Source organism: Streptomyces sp. NPDC000878 (genome assembly GCF_053599695.1).
In genome coordinates this window covers 87587-106705 of the sequence record NZ_JBSFMT010000029.1, presented here as the reverse complement: position 1 = coordinate 106705, position 19119 = coordinate 87587, and the positions used below count along the sequence as shown (strand labels likewise).

19 protein-coding genes are annotated in these 19119 nt (G+C 70.3%); 15 read left to right on the top strand and 4 right to left on the bottom strand.

Features of this window, described 5'->3' with window-relative positions; translation table 11 throughout:
• Positions 1-167 precede the first annotated feature (167 nt).
• From ACWDR4_RS25280 to rbsD, 6 genes are read left to right on the top strand one after another with little or no spacing between them, the layout of a single operon-like run.
• Positions 168-1241 carry a LacI family DNA-binding transcriptional regulator gene (locus tag ACWDR4_RS25280; RefSeq protein ID WP_450411880.1) on the top strand — a complete coding sequence of 358 codons (1074 nt, stop codon included), beginning with the start codon at positions 168-170 and terminating at the stop codon, positions 1239-1241.
• Complete coding sequence (locus tag ACWDR4_RS25275) at positions 1238-2791, top strand: sugar ABC transporter ATP-binding protein (RefSeq protein ID WP_450411879.1); 1554 nt, start codon at positions 1238-1240, stop codon at positions 2789-2791. The genes ACWDR4_RS25280 and ACWDR4_RS25275 overlap by 4 nt, the downstream gene beginning before the upstream one ends.
• Positions 2781-4736, top strand: coding sequence for an ABC transporter permease/substrate-binding protein (locus tag ACWDR4_RS25270; protein WP_450411877.1), 1956 nt, complete (start codon positions 2781-2783; stop codon positions 4734-4736). Before ACWDR4_RS25275 ends, ACWDR4_RS25270 begins: the two co-directional genes overlap by 11 nt.
• Before the next feature lie 5 nt (positions 4737-4741).
• Positions 4742-4864 carry a hypothetical protein gene (locus tag ACWDR4_RS25265; protein ID WP_450411876.1) on the top strand — a complete coding sequence of 41 codons (123 nt, stop codon included), beginning with the start codon at positions 4742-4744 and terminating at the stop codon, positions 4862-4864.
• 52 nt (positions 4865-4916) lie between these two features.
• Complete coding sequence (locus ACWDR4_RS25260; protein ID WP_450411874.1) at positions 4917-5825, top strand: ribokinase; 909 nt, start codon at positions 4917-4919, stop codon at positions 5823-5825.
• Positions 5822-6217 (top strand): D-ribose pyranase, encoded by a 396-nt coding sequence (gene rbsD, locus ACWDR4_RS25255; RefSeq protein WP_450411872.1) that lies wholly within the window; start codon positions 5822-5824, stop codon positions 6215-6217. The genes ACWDR4_RS25260 and rbsD overlap by 4 nt, the downstream gene beginning before the upstream one ends.
• A 34-nt stretch (positions 6218-6251) precedes the next feature.
• Here rbsD and ACWDR4_RS25250 read toward each other — a convergent pair whose 3' ends face one another.
• A complete protein-coding gene (locus tag ACWDR4_RS25250) occupies positions 6252-6899 on the bottom strand; it encodes a dihydrofolate reductase family protein (protein ID WP_450411870.1) in 648 nt (215 codons plus the stop codon).
• 327 nt (positions 6900-7226) lie between these two features.
• On the opposite strand from ACWDR4_RS25250, the gene ACWDR4_RS25245 reads away from it, so the two are divergent.
• The 8 genes from ACWDR4_RS25245 to ACWDR4_RS25210 all read left to right on the top strand — a co-directional run bounded on the left by ACWDR4_RS25245 (position 7227) and on the right by ACWDR4_RS25210 (position 14386).
• Complete coding sequence (locus tag ACWDR4_RS25245; protein WP_450411899.1) at positions 7227-7691, top strand: hypothetical protein; 465 nt, start codon at positions 7227-7229, stop codon at positions 7689-7691.
• The gene (locus tag ACWDR4_RS25240; protein ID WP_450411868.1) at positions 7675-8646 is read left to right on the top strand and encodes a bifunctional lysylphosphatidylglycerol flippase/synthetase MprF; all 972 of its coding nucleotides are present in this window, start codon (positions 7675-7677) and stop codon (positions 8644-8646) included. The genes ACWDR4_RS25245 and ACWDR4_RS25240 overlap by 17 nt, the downstream gene beginning before the upstream one ends.
• 37 nt (positions 8647-8683) lie before the next feature.
• A complete protein-coding gene (locus ACWDR4_RS25235) occupies positions 8684-9160 on the top strand; it encodes an SRPBCC family protein (protein ID WP_450411866.1) in 477 nt (158 codons plus the stop codon).
• On the top strand, positions 9153-9674 hold the full coding sequence (locus tag ACWDR4_RS25230; protein WP_450411864.1) for a flavin reductase family protein: 522 nt from the start codon (positions 9153-9155) through the stop codon (positions 9672-9674). The genes ACWDR4_RS25235 and ACWDR4_RS25230 overlap by 8 nt, the downstream gene beginning before the upstream one ends.
• Positions 9667-11055, top strand: a complete 1389-nt coding sequence (locus tag ACWDR4_RS25225) for an NAD(P)/FAD-dependent oxidoreductase (protein ID WP_450411863.1) — start codon at positions 9667-9669, stop codon at positions 11053-11055. Before ACWDR4_RS25230 ends, ACWDR4_RS25225 begins: the two co-directional genes overlap by 8 nt.
• Positions 11056-11178: 123 nt before the next feature.
• The gene (locus ACWDR4_RS25220; protein WP_450411861.1) at positions 11179-11865 is read left to right on the top strand and encodes a class I SAM-dependent methyltransferase; all 687 of its coding nucleotides are present in this window, start codon (positions 11179-11181) and stop codon (positions 11863-11865) included.
• Complete coding sequence (locus tag ACWDR4_RS25215; RefSeq protein WP_450411859.1) at positions 11862-13310, top strand: cytochrome P450; 1449 nt, start codon at positions 11862-11864, stop codon at positions 13308-13310. The genes ACWDR4_RS25220 and ACWDR4_RS25215 overlap by 4 nt, the downstream gene beginning before the upstream one ends.
• A 59-nt stretch (positions 13311-13369) precedes the next feature.
• Positions 13370-14386: a hypothetical protein gene (locus ACWDR4_RS25210; RefSeq protein WP_450411858.1), complete on the top strand. Its 1017-nt coding sequence runs from the start codon at positions 13370-13372 to the stop codon at positions 14384-14386.
• A 72-nt stretch (positions 14387-14458) separates the two neighbouring features.
• Here ACWDR4_RS25210 and ACWDR4_RS25205 read toward each other — a convergent pair whose 3' ends face one another.
• From ACWDR4_RS25205 to ACWDR4_RS25195, 3 genes are read right to left on the bottom strand one after another with little or no spacing between them, the layout of a single operon-like run.
• The gene (locus ACWDR4_RS25205) at positions 14459-15256 is read right to left on the bottom strand and encodes a sugar phosphate isomerase/epimerase family protein (RefSeq protein WP_450411898.1); all 798 of its coding nucleotides are present in this window, start codon (positions 15254-15256) and stop codon (positions 14459-14461) included.
• 35 nt (positions 15257-15291) lie between these two features.
• Positions 15292-16449, bottom strand: coding sequence for a dihydrodipicolinate synthase family protein (locus ACWDR4_RS25200; protein ID WP_450411856.1), 1158 nt, complete (start codon positions 16447-16449; stop codon positions 15292-15294).
• Positions 16446-17603 (bottom strand): Gfo/Idh/MocA family protein, encoded by a 1158-nt coding sequence (locus ACWDR4_RS25195; protein WP_450411854.1) that lies wholly within the window; start codon positions 17601-17603, stop codon positions 16446-16448. Before ACWDR4_RS25195 ends, ACWDR4_RS25200 begins: the two co-directional genes overlap by 4 nt.
• A gap of 417 nt (positions 17604-18020) precedes the next feature.
• Here ACWDR4_RS25195 and ACWDR4_RS25190 point away from each other — a divergent pair, with 417 nt between their 5' ends.
• A complete protein-coding gene (locus tag ACWDR4_RS25190) occupies positions 18021-19067 on the top strand; it encodes a LacI family DNA-binding transcriptional regulator (RefSeq protein ID WP_450411852.1) in 1047 nt (348 codons plus the stop codon).
• Positions 19068-19119: the final 52 nt, after the last annotated feature.

Below are 19119 nucleotides of genomic sequence, written 5' to 3'. Positions count from 1 at the left end.
CGTGCGACTTCGCGGCCGAAGCAGCGGCGGCTTGGATCCTCCTTCCATCACGATCCGGTCTCGGGATGCGGCCGGGGGGTTGATTAACCTCCGTGTAATCGATTCCAATCCTCGTACACGTCGATGTAATCGATTCCATGAACGATCCACAAGGAGGTGGAGCGGCGATGGCGAGCATCAAGGACGTCGCTGCCGAGGCGGGGGTCTCCGTCGCCACGGTGTCGCGGGTCCTGAACGACCATCCGTCGGTCAGCGTCGACGCACGCACGCGCGTGCTGGCCGCCGTCGAGGCGCTGGGCTACCGCCCGAACGCCGTCGCCCGCTCCCTGCGCACCGACCAGACCCGCACCCTCGGCCTGGTCATCAGCGATGTGATGAACCCGTACTTCACCGAGTTGGCCCGCTCCGTCGAGGAAGAGGCCCGCGCGCTCGGCTACAGCGTGATCATCGGCAACGCCGACGAACGCCCCGACCTCCAGGACCACCACGTACGAACGCTCCTGGACCGCCGTATCGACGGCCTCCTCGTCTCCCCCACCGACGGCGGCTCCCCGCTGATGCTGGACGCCGCGCGCGGGGGCACCCCGATGGTCTTCGTGGACCGCTGGATCCCGGGCGTGGACGTGCCGGTCGTACGGGCTGACGGTCGCCCCGCGGTCCGGGATCTCGTCGCCCACCTGTACGGGCTCGGTCACCGGCGGCTCGCGATCATCGCGGGCCCGGCGGCCACCACGACCGGCAGTGAGCGCGTCGAGGCCTTCAGGGAGGCCCTGGCCGAGTACGGGCTGCCGCTGCCCGAGGCCTACATCGGGCAGGGCGACTTCCAGGCCGAGAGCGGGCGCCGGGTGACGGACGCCTTCCTCGACCTGGCCGAGCCGCCCGAGGTCGTGTTCGCGGCCGACAACCTGATGGCGCTGGGCGCGCTGGACGCCGTACGCGCGCGCGGGATGCGTGTTCCACGGGACATCGCGCTCGCGGCCTTCGACGACATCCCGTGGTTCGTGCACACCGATCCGCCGGTCACGGCCGTCGCGCAGCCGACCGGTGAGCTGGGGCGGGCCGCCGTCCGGGCGCTGGTCGACGTGATCGAGGGGCGGCCCGCGCAGTCCGTGACGCTGGCCGCGCGGCTCGTCGTACGGCGGTCGTGCGGTGAGCCGCCGCCTCTGGAACCGCCTCCCCTGGAAGCGCCCTCCACAACTCCCTCTGCGGAGCCCCCCGTGACGAACAGGAGTCAGTCGTGAGCAACCCGGACGAGTTGCTGCGCATCGAAGGCATACGGAAGTCCTTCCCCGGTGTGGTCGCGCTCGACGGCGTCGACTTCGATCTGCGCCGGGGCGAGGTGCATGTGCTGCTCGGTGAGAACGGCGCGGGCAAGAGCACCCTCATCAAGATGCTCTCCGGCGCCTACCGCCCCGATGCCGGCCGCATCCTCGTCGACGGCGAGGAGACCCGTATCCACGGGGCGCAGGATTCCGAGCGACTCGGGATCGCCACCATCTACCAGGAGTTCAACCTCGTACCCGATCTGACGGTCGCCGAGAACATCTTCCTGGGGCGGCAGCCGCGCCGCTACGGGATGATCGACCGCAAGCGGATGGAGGCCGAGGCCGCCACGCTGCTGGAGCGGGTGGGCGTGAACGTGTCTCCACGCGCGCGGGTGCGTGAACTCGGTATCGCGCGGCTCCAGATGGTCGAGATCGCGAAGGCGCTGAGTCTGAACGCGCGCGTCCTGATCATGGACGAGCCGACCGCCGTCCTCACCTCCGAAGAGGTCGAGAAGCTGTTCGCGATCGTGCGCTCGCTGCGCGAGGACGGCGTCGGGATCGTCTTCATCACGCATCACCTGGAGGAGATCGCCGCTCTGGGGGACCGGGTGACCGTCATCCGCGACGGCAGGACCGTCGGGCAGGTGCCTGCCGACACGCCCGAGGACGAACTCGTACGGCTGATGGTCGGGCGGTCGATCGAACAGCAGTACCCCCGGGAGGCCGTGGAGACGGGTGCCGCTCTCCTCAAGGTGGAGGGGCTCACCCGGGACGGGGTCTTCCACGACGTCGGCTTCGAGGTGCGGGCCGGTGAGGTCGTCGGCATCGCGGGACTGGTGGGGGCCGGGCGTACGGAGGTCGCGCGTGCCGTGTTCGGCGCCGATCCGTACGACAAGGGGTCCGTGTCCGTCGCGGGAGCCGCCGTGCGCGGGAGCGACGTCGGGGCCGCGATGGCCGCCGGGATCGGGCTCGTGCCCGAGGACCGCAAGGGGCAGGGGCTGGTCCTCGACGCCTCCGTCGAGGAGAACCTCGGGCTGGTCACCCTGCGGGCCGCGACCAAGGGCGGCCTTGTCGACCTCAAGGGGCAGCGGGCCGCCGCCGCGAAGGTCGCCGAGCAGCTGGGCGTACGGATGGCCGGGCTCGGCCAGCATGTGCGCACCCTCTCCGGCGGCAACCAGCAGAAGGTCGTCATCGGCAAGTGGCTGCTCGCGAACACCAGGGTGCTGATCCTCGACGAGCCGACGCGCGGGATCGATGTAGGCGCCAAGGTCGAGATCTACCAGCTGATCAACGAGCTGACGGCCGCCGGTGCCGCCGTACTGATGATCTCCAGCGATCTGCCCGAGGTGCTCGGGATGAGCGACCGGGTGCTGGTGATGGCGCAGGGGCGGATCGCCGGTGAACTCACCGCTGCGGAAGCGACTCAGGACTCGGTGATGGCACTCGCCGTCAGCACGAACACCGACTCGAACATCAACTCGATCGACAACTCCGGGAACGAAGTGGAGGGCTCTCGTGGCCACTGACACGCTCAAGAGCACGACGGGCGCGAGTGGCGCCACGAGCGGCCTGCGCCGCGTTCTGCTCGACAACGGTGCGCTGACCGCGCTCATCGTCCTGGTCATCGCGATGTCGGCGCTGTCCGGCGACTTCCTGACGACGGACAACCTGCTCAACGTGGGCGTCCAGGCGGCCGTGACCGCCGTCCTCGCCTTCGGCGTCACCTTCGTGATCGTCTCGGCGGGCATCGACCTGTCGGTCGGTTCCGTCGCCGCGCTGTCGGCCACCGTCCTTGCCTGGGCGGCGACTTCGGAGGGCGTACCGGTCGCGATAGCGGTCGTTCTCGCCGTCCTCACCGGCATCGCGTGCGGCCTGGTCAACGGTTTCCTGATCTCGTACGGCAAACTGCCGCCGTTCATCGCGACGCTCGCCATGCTGTCGGTGGGGCGCGGGCTGTCGCTGGTGATCTCGCAGGGTTCGCCGATCGCGTTCCCCGAGTCGGTGTCGCACCTCGGTGACACGCTGGGCGGCTGGCTGCCGGTGCCCGTGCTGGTGATGGTGGCCATGGGGCTCGTCACGGCGTTCATCCTCGCCCGTACGTACCTGGGGCGCTCCATGTACGCGATCGGCGGCAACGAGGAGGCGGCCCGGCTCTCCGGGCTGCGGGTGAAGAAGCAGAAGCTGGCGATCTACGCACTGTCCGGGCTGTTCGCCGCCGCGGCGGGCATCGTGCTCGCGTCGCGGCTGTCCTCCGCGCAGCCGCAGGCCGCGCAGGGGTACGAGCTGGACGCCATCGCCGCCGTGGTCATCGGCGGGGCTTCGCTGGCGGGTGGTACCGGTAAGGCGTCCGGGACGCTGATCGGTGCGCTGATCCTCGCGGTGCTGCGGAACGGCCTCAACCTCCTCTCCGTGTCCGCTTTTTGGCAGCAGGTCGTCATCGGTGTCGTGATCGCGCTGGCGGTGCTGTTCGACACCGTGAGGAGGAAGAGCGGGGCTACGGTCGCGCCCGCCGGGGCGTCCGGTGGTGGTGACCGGCGCAAGCAGGCCTTCACGTACGTACTGGCCGCTGTCGTCGCGGCGGCGATCGTGGGCGCCACCTCCCTGCTGCACAACGGCTCGTCGTCCGCGTCGACCCAGAAGGTGGGCCTGTCGCTGTCGACGCTGAACAACCCCTTCTTCGTGCAGATCCGGGCCGGTGCCCAGGCCGAGGCGAAGAAGCTGGGCGTGGACCTGACCGTCACGGACGCCCAGAACGACGCCTCGCAGCAGGCCAACCAGCTGGAGAACTTCGCCAGTTCGGGGCTGGGGGCGATCATCGTCAACCCGGTGGACTCGGACGCGATGGGTCCGGCGGCGCGGTCGGTGAACAAGTCCGGGATCCCGCTGGTCGCCGTCGACCGGTCGGTGAACAACGCGGAGACCGCGACGCTCGTCGCCTCCGACAACACCGCCGGCGGTGTGCTGGCCGCGAAGGCGCTCGCCGAGAAGCTGGGCGGTACGGGCACGATCGTCGTCCTCCAGGGCCAGGCGGGCACCTCCGCCAGCCGGGAGCGCGGCGCCGGCTTCACGGAGGGGCTGAAGGCCTACCCGGGCATCAAGGTCGTCGCCAAGCAACCCGCCGACTGGGACCGCACCAAGGGCCTCGACGTCATGACCAACCTCCTCCAGGCCAACCCCGGCATCAGCGGTGTCTTCGCCGAGAACGACGAGATGGCGCTCGGCGCGATCAAGGCGCTGGGCAGCAAGGCCGGCAAGTCGGTCTCGGTGATCGGCTTCGACGGCACGCCGGACGGGCTGAAGGCGGTCGCGGACGGCACGCTGTACGCGTCGGTCGCCCAGCAGCCCAAGGAACTCGGGCGGATCGCGGTGGAGAACGCGCTGCGGGTCGCCGAGGACAAGGACGTCGAGAAGACGGTGATGGTGCCGGTGAAGGTGGTCACGAAGGAGAACGTGGCGGAGTTCGGCGGCTGAGCGGGGTGAGCAGGCCGAGCGGGCTGAGCGCCGGAGGACGAGTGGGTACGGCCGGGCGCCTCTCGCGGAGGCTGCCCGGCCTGCGCCTGGCCGAAGTGGCCGACCGGCTGACCGAACTGGGCAATTGACCGACTGACCGATCTGCGGCCGGTACAACTGATGTGTATGGGGAGACAGTTCATGTACGACTACGACCTGCTGGTCGTGGGATCGGCCAACGCCGACCTGGTGACCGTGGTCGAGCGGCGGCCCGCCGCCGGTGAGACGGTGCTCGGTTCCGATCTGGTGGTCCATCCGGGCGGCAAGGGCGCCAACCAGGCGGTCGCAGCGGCCCGGTTGGGGGCCCGTACGGCGCTCCTGGCCCGGGTCGGTCACGACGGTCACGGCCGCCTGCTGCTGGACTCGATGCGGGGCGCCGGTGTCGACACGGTGGGCGTGCTGGTCGGCGGGGCGCCGACAGGGGTCGCGCTGATCACGGTCGACCCGTCCGGCGACAACAGCATCGTGGTGTCGCCGGGGGCCAACGGGCGGCTGGTGGCCGAGGACATCCGGGCCGCCGGGAGCCTGTTCCAGGCCTCGCGGGTGGTGTCGGCGCAGCTGGAGATCCCGCTGGAGTCGGTGGTGGAGGTCGTACGGAACCTGGCTCCCGAGGGCCGGTTCGTCCTCAACCCGTCCCCGCCGCGCCCGTTGCCGCGTGAAGTCCTGGCCGCCTGCGACCCGTTGATCGTGAACGAGCACGAGGCCCGGGTGATCGCCGGTGCGGACGCCGAGTTGGGCGACTCGCCGGAGGACTGGGCGAAGACGCTGCTCGCGCTCGGGCCGCGCTCGGTCGTCATCACGCTGGGCGCGGAGGGTGCGTTGGTCGCCGTACGGGCCGGGGAGCGGGTGCGGGTGCCGTCGGTGCCGGTGGAGGCCGTGGACACGACCGGGGCGGGCGACGCGTTCACCGCGGCGCTGGCCTGGCGGCTGGGCGCGGGCGAGTCGTTGGCGGAGGCGGCGGCGTACGCGGCCCGGGTGGGCGCGGTCGCGGTGACGCGGGCCGGGGCGCAGGACTCCTTTCCTACGGCTGAGGAGGTCGAGCAGCTGTGAAGCGGGGCGGAATCCTGAACCGTCATCTCGCGGGCGCGCTCGCCGAGTTGGGGCACGGGGACGGGGTGCTGGTGTGCGACGCCGGTATGCCGATCCCGACCGGGCCGCGCGTCGTCGACCTGGCCTTCCGGGCCGGGGTGCCGTCCTTCGCAGAGGTGCTCGACGGGTTGCTGACCGAGCTGGTGGTGGAGGGGGCGACGGCTGCGGCGGAGGTACGGGGCGCGAATCCGGGGGCCGCGAAGCTGCTGGAGGGGCGCTTTCCCGACGGCGACCTCACCCTCGTCTCGCACGAGCGGCTCAAGGAGCTGTCGGCGGGGGCGCGGCTGGTCGTACGGACGGGGGAGGCTCGGCCGTACGCGAACGTGCTGCTGCGGTGCGGGGTCTTTTTCTGAGTCGGGTTCTGAGTCGAGGCGGGTGTGAGGCGCTTCAGCGGGCCGCGCGGGTGAACGTCACGTGCGTGACCCCGGTGGGCGAGGACGTGGCCTCGACCGCGTAGTCCTTCTCGACGTCCTCCAGGCCGTCCCAGAGGCGTACGCCTCGGCCCAGCAGCACGGGGACCACCACCACGTGCAGGCGGTCGACGAGTCCGGCGGCGAGGAAGTCGCGGACCACGGTGGGCCCGCCGCCGATGCGTACGTCCTGGTCGCCCGCGGCCTTGCGGGCCGTGTCGAGCGCCTCGGCGGGCGACGTGTCGAGGAAGTGGAACGTCGTACCGCCCTCCATCTCGATCGGCGGGCGCGGGTGATGGGTGAGGACGAAGGTCGGTGTGTGGAACGGCGGGTTGGGCCCCCACCACCCCTTCCACTCCGGGTCCTCGTGCCAGCCGGGCGGGCCGAACTTCCCGGCGCCCATGATCTCGGCGCCGATACCGGGTGCGAACTGCTGTGCGAAGGCGTCGTCGATGCCGCCGGTCCCGCCGGGCCGGCCGGTCATCTCGTGCCAGAACCGGGTGGTGAACATCCACTGGTGCAGCCGCTCGCCGGCATGGCCGAACGGCGCCTCACGGCTCAGCCCCTCACCGGTGCCGAAGCCGTCGAGCGAGATCGTGAAGTTGTGGACGCGGGCGAGTGACATGACTGACGCCTCCTTGGCCGGCCGCTGCCGCTCCAGTCTCCTCGGACCGCCGGGTCATGCGCCACCGGAACGGGATACGGGGTAGGGCCGGGGACAGCTTCGAGGGGGCCCGGTCCGTCGACCTGGCCCCCTCGGCTTCCCCTCCATATCAGAACCCCAGCGATCCCCCCAGATCCCCCTCCAGAAGTCCTGATGCCATGTACGACCGGCGAGGTGGGGGGAGGGTTGTACGGCGGGACCAAGATTTTTTCGGCTGCCGCGAGGGACGCCCCGGCCCGGGCCGTAAGACAGATGAGAATGTCCCACTCCGGGGGTACGGGGGCCTTTGTGGATGCCAGGAATCTCTTCTACACCAGAACCACGTCTCGACTCGCCCGGCTTGAATGGTCGGTCGCTCTCGCCGTTTCCTCCGTCGCCGCTCTGACGCATCTTTCCGAGATCCGCTGGTGGCTTTTCGCCTCCCTGTTTCTCGTCATCGATCTCATCGGGTACGTCCCGGGCGCCATCGCCTTTCGGACAAGTCCTGACGGGCATATCGGGCGCGGATACTACGTCGCCTACAACCTCATGCACTCACTGGTCACCTGGGCGGTTTTCGCGGGGCTGTGGAGCTGGTTGGTGGGTGCGGAATGGGCGTTGCTCGCGCTGCCGATCCATCTCATGGGTGACCGGGCCCTGTTCGGGAACTCCCTCAAACCCTTCGGGGTGCCCTTCGAGCCGTGCACCCATCCGGACTTCGCAGCATTCCAGCGGGCCTACGAGGGGAAGGGGAGCGATGCCGTCCGCGTTTGATCTGGTGTCGGCGCATGCCGACAATCCCAGTGCTTTTCTTGCCCTCAACAGCGGGAACGAGTTCTTTGTCGACGATCGGCACGACGGTGTCTGCGCCTTTCGTCCGGCCGGGCGGCATCTGCTGCAGCTCGGCGGGCCCTTCGCCGCCCCCGGCGACCGTGCCGGGCTGCTGGACGCCTTTCTCGACCGGGCCGCGGGCGGGCGGCGGCGCGTCATCGCCGTACAACTTCAGGCGGATGACGCCAAGTTGTACGCGGCCCATGGGTTCACCGTGAACCAGATGGGGTCTTCGTACGCCGTCGATCTGGCGCGGTTCACCCTGCGCGGGTCGCCGTTCGTACGGCTGCGGAACAAGATCTCGCGTGCCCGGCGGGCGGGGGTGGAGGTCACCGAGGTCGGCCTCTCGGACGTTTCGGGTGAACTCGATCTCATCGACCGCGAATGGCTGCTCGGGAAAGGGAAGCACGCGAAAGAACTCCGGTTTCTCGTCGGAGAGCGCGGCGGGCCCGAGCAGAAACATCAGCGGGTCTTCACCGGTACCGTCGACGGACGCATCGTGGGGTACATCAGCTACTCCCCCGCCTTCGGCAGCCGTCCTGGCTGGCTGCACGATCTCAGTCGCCGTCGCGCCGACGCCCCGCCCGGCACCATGGAACTCCTCAACTCCACCGCGATCGAGCGCTTTACCGGGGAGGGCACCGAGTGGCTGCATTTCGGGTTCACTCCATTCGTCGGGCTTGAGCCATCGCTGGAAATGCCTGGCGCCAGTAGCGCGGTCACGCGTGTCCTGCGCTTTCTCGGCGAGCGCGGTGAGCGTGTCTATCCGGCCGCCGCCCAGCTCGAATACAAGGAGAAATGGGCGCCGCATGTCGTACTGCCCGAGTACATCGCCTTCCAGGGGCGAGTCCGGCCGGGCGCGTTGTGGCGGCTCGGGCGGGAAACCAACGCCTTCTGACCACCCCGGCAGCCAGCAGAAAAGGAGTACATCCCGTATGCGCGAAGTAATCGTCCAGGTGGTCGCCGAGGAGCGTACGGCCCGTCAGGCGTACGACCTGATCTGCGACTTCCGCCGCTATCCCGAGCTGACCGACAAGGTGAACGAGGTCGTCGTGCATCCGCCGGAGGCCGACGGGTCGCTGCGGTCGGACTGGAGTGTCATCTTCCGTAACGGGCTGATGCGGTGGAGCGAACGCGACCGGTTCGTCCCGGAGACGCTGACCGTCGAGTTCGAGCAGATCAAGGGCGACTTCGAGGTCTTCCACGGCTCCTGGGTGTGCGAGGAGCGGAGCGAGGGTGCCGTGGTCACCTTCCGGTCCGACTTCGACCTCGGCATCCCCTCTCTGGCGGAGATTCTCGACCCGGTCGCCGAGAGCACCCTGCGGGACAACATCCTGCGCATCCTCGAAGGGCTGATGGGCCGGGTGACCCCGATGAGCCCCCTGGACCTCACCGCGTCCCGGCATGGCTGACCCGGTGTCGTCCCTGGCGACGCGGCCCGGTGTCGCCCAATGCCTCGACATGTACGCCAAGTTGGCGTCCGGCGTGTGCGTCGTGACCACCCGGGGTGCCGACGGGCGGCCGGCCTGTGCCACGGTCTCCTCAGCGGCGGCCGTCTCGGCGGCACCGGCCCTGATGTCCCTCTGCCTGGCCAACGCCTCCCGTACTCTCGCCGCCCTCCGCCGGCACGGCTCCTTCGCCCTGCACGTCCTCGACGAACGGCACCGCCCCTGGGCCGAACGCTGCGCCGACCCCCTCGCCACCGCCGCCGAACGCTTCGGCGAGGAGCAGGCGGAGTACGTCCATGACGTGCCCGTCCGCACCGACGCCCTCGCCTGGTCGGTGTGCGCGGTGACGGACATACGGGCGTACGGCGACCACCACCTGGTCGTCGGCGAGGTCCTCGCCGCCCACACCGGCACCGGGCATCCGCTGCTCTGGTACGACCGGGGTTTCCATGGGCGGAGCGCGGCCCGGCATGGGTGACCGGCGGTCGTCCGGCGACCTCTTCGACGTACCCGTCGCGATGGCTCCGCCGTGGCGGGGCGGACGTCCCGAGGATCACCAACTCCCTTCTGTACGGGGCCTGGTGAGCGCCGACTTCACCGTCGTCGGCGCCGGTCTGGCCGGCCTCTCCACCGCGTACCACCTCCTGCGATACGCACCCGGCGCCGATGTCGCCGTCGTCGACGCGGGCCATCCCGCGGCCGGTGCCAGCGGCCACGGCACCGGGCTCCTCGGCCCCCGGGCAGGTCCGCCCGTCGACCGCGCGGTCCGCCGCTTCGGCCCGGACACGGCCCGTCGTATGCACCGGGCCAGCGAGGACGCGGTGGCCGGTGCCCTGGAGCTGTGCCGCACCCTGGACGTGCCCGTGCGCACCGGCGAGCAACTGGTCGTCGCCCGCTCACCGGAGGGACTGGCCCGGCTGTCCGGACAGGCGGCGGCCTATCGCGCCCTTGGCCTGGACGTACGGCCCCTGTCGGCGGCCGGGGTGCGCGAGCGCATCGACGTGCCCTGCCAGGCCGGGCTGCTCCACCGGCAGGCGGCCACCCTGGACCCCGCCCAGCTTACCGCCGCCCTCGCCCGGGCCTGCGTGGCCAACGGGGCCCGGCTGTACGGGCGTTCACCGGTCGTCGGCCGGTCCGGCACCGGCAGCGGCGGCACCCGGCTGGTCTTCCTGCGCGGTGAACTCCGTACGGGCGCGGGGGTGTTCGCGGTCAACGGCGGGGCCGGTGCCCTCGGTCTCCCGGTCGGTACGGTCGCCCCGCTGGAGGTGCACGCCATCGCCACCGAGCCGTTGAAGCCGGCGGCGCGGGAGGCGCTCGGGGAGGCGTCGGGGGCGGCGCTGGTCGATGCGGCGCGGCTGGCACCGTATTTTCGGCTGACGCCTGACGGGCGGCTGGTGGTGGGGGGTGGGCGGGCCTCGCTGCCGGGACGGGCCTGTGCTGCCGGGGCCCGGAGGGACGACAGGGCCCGCCTCGCGACCTGGCGGTGGCTCGCGGAGCGTATGCGCGGTCTGCATCCGCTCCTCGCCGACACCGACGTCACACACCGGTGGACCGGCCGCATCGGCGTCACCCTCGACGATCTGCCCGTCGCGGGTCCGCTCGCCGGGGCGCCCGGGATGTGGTTCATCGGTGGGTGCTGCGGGCACGGGCTGGCGCTGTCCATCGCCCACGGGGCTTATGTGGCACGGCAGTTGGTGGGGGGTGGGGATGGCGAGGGGAGCTGGGAGGGCGGGGGGCCGTCTCTGCCCTGGCATCGGTCGGCCGCTCCCACGCTGCCGTTCGGTGGAGCGGGGCGGGTGGTGCTGCGCCGGTACCTCGACCGGCTGGACCGCGATGTGCGGCGCAGCCCATATCTCTGACGCTCACGCATCTCTGACACTCGCCCCCAATTCCCCGCAAATCCGCGCGAGGGACGTCGCGGCGAGAGATCGTAAAACCTGGTGGAGACCGAGAAAGCGGATACCGAGGAAGAGGGGAAGCCCGTGCCTGGCGCAACGACAACGACCAGAGGTCCCTACCGTCTGCTGCAGGAGAACTTCCGGCGCCCGGCAGGTGCGCCGGGTGCCCTGGTCGGGCATCTGATGACCGTGCAGCATCGCGGGCTCACCCGGTGGTCGGCGGAGCATCTGGACGTCCGCCGTACCCATCATGTGCTCGATCTCGGCTGCGGCAGCGGGATGGCCGTCGAACTGCTGGCCCGGCGGGCCGAGTTGGGGTTCGTCGCGGGGCTCGACTACTCGGCCACCATGGTCCGGCAGGCCGTGCGGCGCAACGCCGTCGGCATCGGCCGGGGGCGGGTGGCGATCCGCCAGGGGGATGTGGGTCAACTGCCGTACGAGGACGGTGTGTTCGACCGGGTCAGCGCGATCGAGACCTTCTACTTCTGGCCGGACCCGCTGCGCGGCCTCGCCGAGGCCTACCGAGTCCTCAAACCCGGTGGACAGTTGGCCGTCACCCTGGAGATGAGCCAGGAGGCGGCGACCGTACCGACGCTCACCCAGCGGCTGTTCGGGCGGCGCTTCACCGAGCGGTCCGAGCAGGACGGGCTGCGCATCCTGTCCGGCGCCGAACTCGTGGCGCTGCTCGATGTCGCCGGTTTCAAGGACACCCGGTTCGTCGCCGAGCCCCGCCGTTCCCTCGGCTGGGTCTGCGCCCTGGGAACCAAATGAGCAGCCAAGTGGGCAGCCGGGTGAGCCACCAGCACGTGGACCATCGAGCGAGCCGGCGAATGGCTCCCGAGGTGCGTGGGCTGCCCCTGCTCGGCAGTGTGCCGGCTTTCCGGCGGGACATCCTCGCCGCGATGCGCGACGGCTGGCGCGAGGGCGGCGACCTCGTGCGGTACCGGCTCGGGCCCGTGTCCGTGCACGGGGTGTCCAGCCCGGAGCTGGCCGGCGAGGTGCTGACCGACAGCGCCGCCTACGGCAAACTCGGCCCCGACAACCCGCTGCGCCTGGTGCTCGGCGAGGGCCTGCTGACCAGCGACGACCACGAGAGCTGGCTGACCAACCGGCGCATGATGCAGCCGATCTACAGCAAACAGGCCCTGTCCTCGATGTTCCGTACGATGTCCGCCTCGGTCGAGGACCAGCTGACCCACATAGCGGCCACCTACCGCACCGGTGACGCCGTCGATCTGCACACCGAGCTGATGCGGGTGACGCTCGACATCGTCAGCCGGTGCATGTTCAGCACCGACATCACCGAGGGCCTCGGCGAACTCGGGCCGGACGCCGTGGACGTGGCGATCAACTTCGCCTTCGACCGGCTCCAGAACCCCTTCAGCCCGCCCACGCACTGGCCGACCCCGCGCAACCGGCGGTTCCGGGAGGTCATGGACGGCATCGACGCGCTGATCTGCCGGATCATCCGTGAACGGCGGGCCGAGGCGGAGTCGGAGAGCGCGGAGGTCCGGTCCGACGACCTGCTGGACATGCTTCTCGCCGCCCGGGACGAGGACACCGGCAGGGGCATGGACGACCGTCAGCTGCGCGACGAGGTGATCACCACCTTCGCCGCCGGTCACGAGACGACCGCGGTCACCCTCAGCTGGACCTTCTACCTCCTCTCCCGCCACCGTGACGTCCTGGCGGCCGTGCAGCGCGAGGTCGACGACGCCCTCGGCGGACGCCTGCCCACCGTCGAGGACCTGCGCGCCATGCCGTACACGCTCCAGGTCTTCGAGGAGTCGCTGCGGATGTACCCGTCGGCGCCGATCGTGCCCCGACTGACCCTGAAGGACACCGAGTTGGGCGGCCACCGGATGCCGGCGGGCTCACGCGTCCTGGTCAACCTGCACAACATCCACCGCCATCCGGCGCACTGGACCGACGCCGAGCGCTTCGACCCCGACCGTTTCCGCACCCAGGAGGGCAGGACACCGGGGAAACGGCACCGGTTCGCCTACATGCCCTTCGGCGCGGGCCCGCACCTGTGCATCGGCAAGCACTTCGCGCTGATGGAGGCGCACCTGCTGCTCGCCGCGCTGCTCCAGCGCTACGAGTTCCGGCACGTCCCCTCCCACCGGGTCGTCGACCACGCGACGATCACCCTGCGCCCCCGCTACGGCATGGTGATGACCCTGCACGACCGCCGACCCCGCAACCCCGTTCGCTAGTGCAGACCCCTAGTAGAGCCCCCCAACCCCCGTCCACAGCAATGGATTTGGAGCCTCTGATGGTGACGCGCCAGGACGATCCGCACACCCTGCCGCTCAACACGGTCCAGTACGACCCGGCCCGGCCGCAGGGCCACTACGAGAGCTTCTACCAGCGCGGAAACCATCCCACCGAGCCGCGCGCCTTCTGGATCCGGTACACCGTCTTCAGCCCCGCCGGGATGCCGGAGGCGGCCATCGGCGAGCTGTGGGCGGTGTACTTCGACGGGGTGACGGGCCGGCACGTGGTCGCCAAGGAGGAGCACCCGATCGCCGAATGCGACTTCCGGCGCGGGGTGTTCGGCGCGCGCGTCGGCGACCGCGTCCTGGAACCGGGCCGGCTCAAGGGCGAGGCGACGGGACCGAACGGCGGCATCGGCTGGGACCTGACGTACGAGGGCACCGAGCCGCCGCTGTTCCTGCTGCCGCAGAAGATGTACGCGGGCGGCTTCCCCAAGGCCAAGAGCCTGGTCGGGATGCCGCTGGCCCGCTTCGACGGCTCGCTCACGGTCGACGGCGAGACGGTCGAGGTGGACGGCTGGACGGGCAGCCAGAACCACAACTGGGGCAGCCAGCACACGGATTACTACGCCTTCGGGCAGGTCGCCGGGTTCGACGACGCCCCGGACAGCTTCCTGGAGATCGTCACCGCGCGGGCGAAGATCGGCCCGGTACGGACCCCGATGGCGACCTTCCTCGTCCTGCGGCACGACGACCGCGAGTACCAACTCATCTCGATGCGGCGGGCGTTGACGGCCAAGGCCCAATTCGGCTACTTCCACTGGGACTTCAGCACGGGCGACGACACCGTGGCGGTCAACGGCCGCTTCCTCGCCACGAAGGAGCAGTTCGTCGGGCTCAATTACTACAACCCGCCCGGCGGTATCAAGCACTGCCTCAACACCAAGATCACCAGCTGTGAGCTGGAGGTCCGCAACAAGGTCACCGGCAAGGTCGACCGGCTGCGCACCGAACACCGCGCCCTGATGGAGATCCTCACCGACGACCGCTCCCACGGCATCGAGATCCGGGCGTGAGGCCATCGGCAGCAGAGGGAACCGTCCGTGCCCGGTGATCCGCCTGTTCACCGGGCACGGACGGCCGTACCGTTACGCCGCGTGCTCCACGAACCGCGCCGCGGTCTCCGCGAGCACCTCGCGCCCGTCCCGGGCCCACAGCGCGTCGTTGAACAGCTCGACCTCGATGGCACCGGTGTAACCGGCGGCCTCGACGTACGTCTTCCACTCGCGCATGTCGATCGAGCCGTCGCCGATCTGGCCCCGGCCGTTGAGGACGCCCTCCGGCAACGGGGTTGTCCAGTCGGCGAGTTGGAAGGTGTGGATACGGCCACCGGCGCCGGCGCGGGCGATCTGCGCGGGCGCGCTGTCGTCCCACCAGATGTGGTACGTGTCCACCGTGACGCCGACCTGGTGGGCGGGGAAGCGCTCCGCGAGGTCGAGGGCCTGGGTGAGCGTCGAGACGACGCAGCGGTCGGCGGCGTACATGGGGTGGAGCGGCTCGATGGCCAGCTTCACGCCGTGCTTCTCCGCGTACGGGCCCAGGACCGCCAGGGCGTCCGCGATGCGCTCGCGGGCGCCGTACAGGTCCTTGGAGCCGGCCGGGAGGCCGCCCGAGACCAGGACCAGGGTGTCCGTGCCGAGCGTCGCCGCCTCGTCGACGGCACGGCGGTTGTCGTCCAGCGCCTTGGCCCGCTCCTCCGGCTCGATGGCCGTGAAGAAGCCGCCGCGGCACAGGGTGGTGACGGTCAGGCCCGCGTCACGGACCAGCTTGGCCGTCGCCTCCAGACCGTACGACTGGACGGGCTCCCGCCACAGGCCGACGTTGCTGATGCCCAACTGGCCGCAGGCGTCGACCAGTTCGGGCATCGACAGCTGCTTGACCGTCATCTGGTTGATGCTGAAGCGGGCGAGGTCGTCGGTGCTCACTGGGTCACTCCGTACAGGGACAGCAGGTTCTTCATCCGCTCCTCCGCCAGCTTCGGGTCGGGGAACAGGCCCAGTCCGTCGGCGAGTTGGTAGGCGCGGGCGAAGTGCGGGAGGGAGCGGGCCGACTGCAGCCCGCCGACCATGGTGAAGTGCGACTGGTGGCCGGCCAGCCAGGCCAGGAACACGACCCCCGTCTTGTAGAAGCGGGTCGGCGTCTGGAAGAGATGGCGGGACAACTCGACCGTGGGGTCGAGGAGTTCACGGAAACCGGCCGTGTTCCCGGTGTCGAGGACGTGCACCGCCTCCGCCGCCAGCGGGCCCAGCGGGTCGAAGATGCCGAGGAGGGCGTGGCTGAAGCCCTTGTCGTCGCCCGCGATCAGCTCGGGGTAGTTGAAGTCGTCGCCCGTGTAGCAGCGCACGCCCTGCGGGAGACGGCGCCGGATGTCGATCTCGCGCTGGGCGTCGAGCAGCGACACCTTGATGCCGTCGACCTTGTCGGGGTGGGCGGCGATGACGTCCAGGAAGGTCTCGGTGGCCGCGTCGAGGTCGCTCGACCCCCAGTAGCCCTCCAGCGCCGGGTCGAACATCGGGCCGAGCCAGTGCAGGATCACGGGCTCGGCGGACTGGCGGAGCAGGTGGCCGTAGATGTCGAGGTAGTCCTCGGGCCCCTTCGCGGCGGCGGCGAGCGCCCGGGACGCCATCAGGATCGTCTTGGCGCCTGCCTCCTCGACGAGGGCGAGCTGCTCCTCGTACGCCTTGCGGATGTCCGCCAAGGAGGCGCCGGGGGTGGTGAGTTGGTCGGTGCCGACGCCACAGGCGATGAGCCCGCCGACCGACTTCGCCTCGGCGGCGGACCGGCGGATCAGCTCGGCCGCACCGGCCCAGTCGAGACCCATTCCGCGCTGGGCGGTGTCCATGGCCTCCGCGACGCCGAGGCCGTGGGACCAGAGGTGGCGGCGGAAGGCGAGGGTCGCGTCCCAGTCGACGGCGGCCGGGGAGTCCGGGGACACGTCGGCGTACGGGTCGGCGACGACGTGGGCCGCCGAGTAGACCGTACGAGAGGTGAAGGGGGTGCCGGGGGTGAGGGCGAGGGGTGTCGAGCGCGGCTCGTACGCGCTCAACGCACCGCTTGCGTCCGGGAGTTGGATGGTCACAGCGCGATCTCCGGTACGTCGAGACGGATGCCCTCCGCCGAGGACTTCAGGCCCAGTTCGGCGAGCTGGACACCACGGGCGCCGGCCAGCAGGTCCCACTGGTAGGGCGCGTCGGCGTAGACGTGCTTGAGGAACAGCTCCCACTGGGCCTTGAAGCCGTTGTCGAACTCGGCGTTGTCCGGGATCTCCTGCCACTGGTCGCGGAAGGAGTAGGTCGCCGGGATGTCGGGGTTCCAGACCGGCTTGGGCGTGGAACTGCGGTGCTGGACACGGCAGTTGCGCAGACCGGCGACGGCCGACCCTTCAGTCCCGTCAACCTGGAACTCCACCAGCTCATCGCGGTTGACCCGTACGGTCCAGGAGGAGTTGATCTGGGCGATCGCGCCGCCCTCGAGTTCGAAGATGCCGTAGGCGGCGTCGTCGGCGGTGGCGTCGTACGGCTTGTCGTTCTCGTCCCAGCGCTGCGGGATGTGGGTGGCGGTGAGGGCCTGGACGGACTTGACGCGGCCGAACAGCTCGTGGAGCACGTACTCCCAGTGCGGGAACATGTCGACGACGATGCCGCCGCCGTCCTCGGAGCGGTAGTTCCAGGACGGGCGCTGGGCGCTCTGCCAGTCGCCCTCGAAGACCCAGTAGCCGAACTCGCCCCGGATGGAGAGGATGCGGCCGAAGAAGCCGCCGTCGATGAGGCGCTTGAGCTTCAGCAGGCCCGGGAGGAACAGCTTGTCCTGGACGACGCCGTGGCGTACGCCTGCCGCGTTCGCCAGCCGGGCCAGCTCCAGGGCGCCGTCGAGGCCGGTCGCGGTGGGCTTCTCGGTGTAGATGTGCTTGCCCGCGGCGATCGCCTTCTTGATCGACTCCTCGCGGGCGGAGGTGACCTGGGCGTCGAAGTAGATGTCGACGGTCGGGTCGGCGAGGACCGCGTCGACGTCCGTGGAGACGTTCTCGGGGTCCAGGCCGTGCTGCTCGGCGAGGCCCTTGAGCACGTGCTCGCGGCGGCCGACCAGGATCGGTTCCGGCCACAGCACGGTGCCGTCGCCGAGGTCGAGACCGCCCTGTTCGCGCAGGGCGAGGATCGAGCGGACCAGGTGCTGGCGGTAGCCCATGCGCCCGGTCACGCCGTTCATGGCGATACGCACCGTCTTGCGTGTCACGTCTTTCCCTTCGTAGGTGCCACAGGGGGCGGGGTACGCGGTGTACGCGCCGCGTACGCCCGGTGGGAGAGCAGCCCTCGGCAGCCCTACTGGCAAGCGTTACAGCAAGCGCTTTCTATCTAGGGAGAAGCTAGCCTCTGTGCAGCGGTCTGGACAAGAGCACAGAGAGGTCGAATTGTTCGGGGGTGCGAACAATCGGGGGGCGAAGGTTCCTCGGAGGTTCCTCAGAGGTTCTTCAACGGCTCCTCGGCGGCTCCTCGGCGGCCGGTCGAGGAACCTTCGAAGGTCATGTCGAGGGTTCTTCGAAGGTCATAGGGTCGGCACCGGCATGGACGCGAAGACGCAAAATACGACAACTTACAGCGACGCGACGAGCGACGCTACAGACGAGATGATGCGCGACCGGAGGACGACGACATGACGGTGACCTTGGCGGACGTGGCGGCCCGCGCGCAGGTCTCGCCCGCGACGGTGTCGCGCGTACTGAACGGGAACTATCCCGTGGCCGCGACCACCCGTGAGCGGGTGCTGCGCGCCGTGGACGAGCTGGACTACGTGCTCAACGGGCCCGCGAGCGCGCTCGCCGCGGCCACGTCCGACCTGGTCGGGATCCTGGTCAACGACATCGCCGACCCCTTCTTCGGGATCATGGCGAGCGCGATCCAGTCGGAGGTCTCGGGCCCCGGCGGGCGCGCGGGCGGCGAGCGGCTGGCTGTGGTGTGCAACACAGGGGGCTCGCCGGAACGCGAGCTGACGTATCTGACCTTGCTGCAGCGGCAGCGCGCGGCGGCGGTCGTACTGACGGGTGGCGCGGTGGAGAACCCGCCGCATCTCGCGGCGGTCTCGGCGAAGCTGCGGCGGCTGGAGGAGGCAGGGACGAGGGTGGTGCTGTGCGGGCGTCCGCCGGCGCCGGACACGTCGGCGGTCGCACTGACGTTCGACAACCGGGGCGGCGGTCAGGAGCTGACCGAGCACCTGATCGGGCTGGGGCATCGGCGGCTGGGGTACATCGCGGGGCCGGAGGAACGGACGACGACTCGGCATCGGCTGGAGGGACACCGGGCGGCGCTGGCCGGCCATGGGATTGCCGAAGATCCCCGGTGGACCGTCCATGGGCGGTACGACCGTCGGTCGGGGTACGAGGCCACGCTGGAGTTGCTGCGGCGGGACCCGTCTCTTACGGCTGTCGTGGCCGCGAACGACTCCGTCGCGATCGGGGCGTGTGCGGCGCTGCGGGAGTCGGGGCGGCGGATTCCGGACGACGTGTCCGTCGCCGGGTTCGATGATCTGCCGTTCAGTGTGGATGCGGTGCCTTCGTTGACGACGGTGCGGTTGCCGTTGTCGGAGGCGGGGGCTCGGGCGGGGCGGATCGCGATGGGGCGGGAGGAGCCGCCGCCTGGGGGGATCGCCACGGTTCGGGGGGAGTTGATGGTTCGGGGGTCTTCGGGGGTGCCTCGGGGGTAGGTGGGGGTGAGGTGGGGTGCGGGTGTCGCGCGGATTTTTCTCGCCCCCGCCA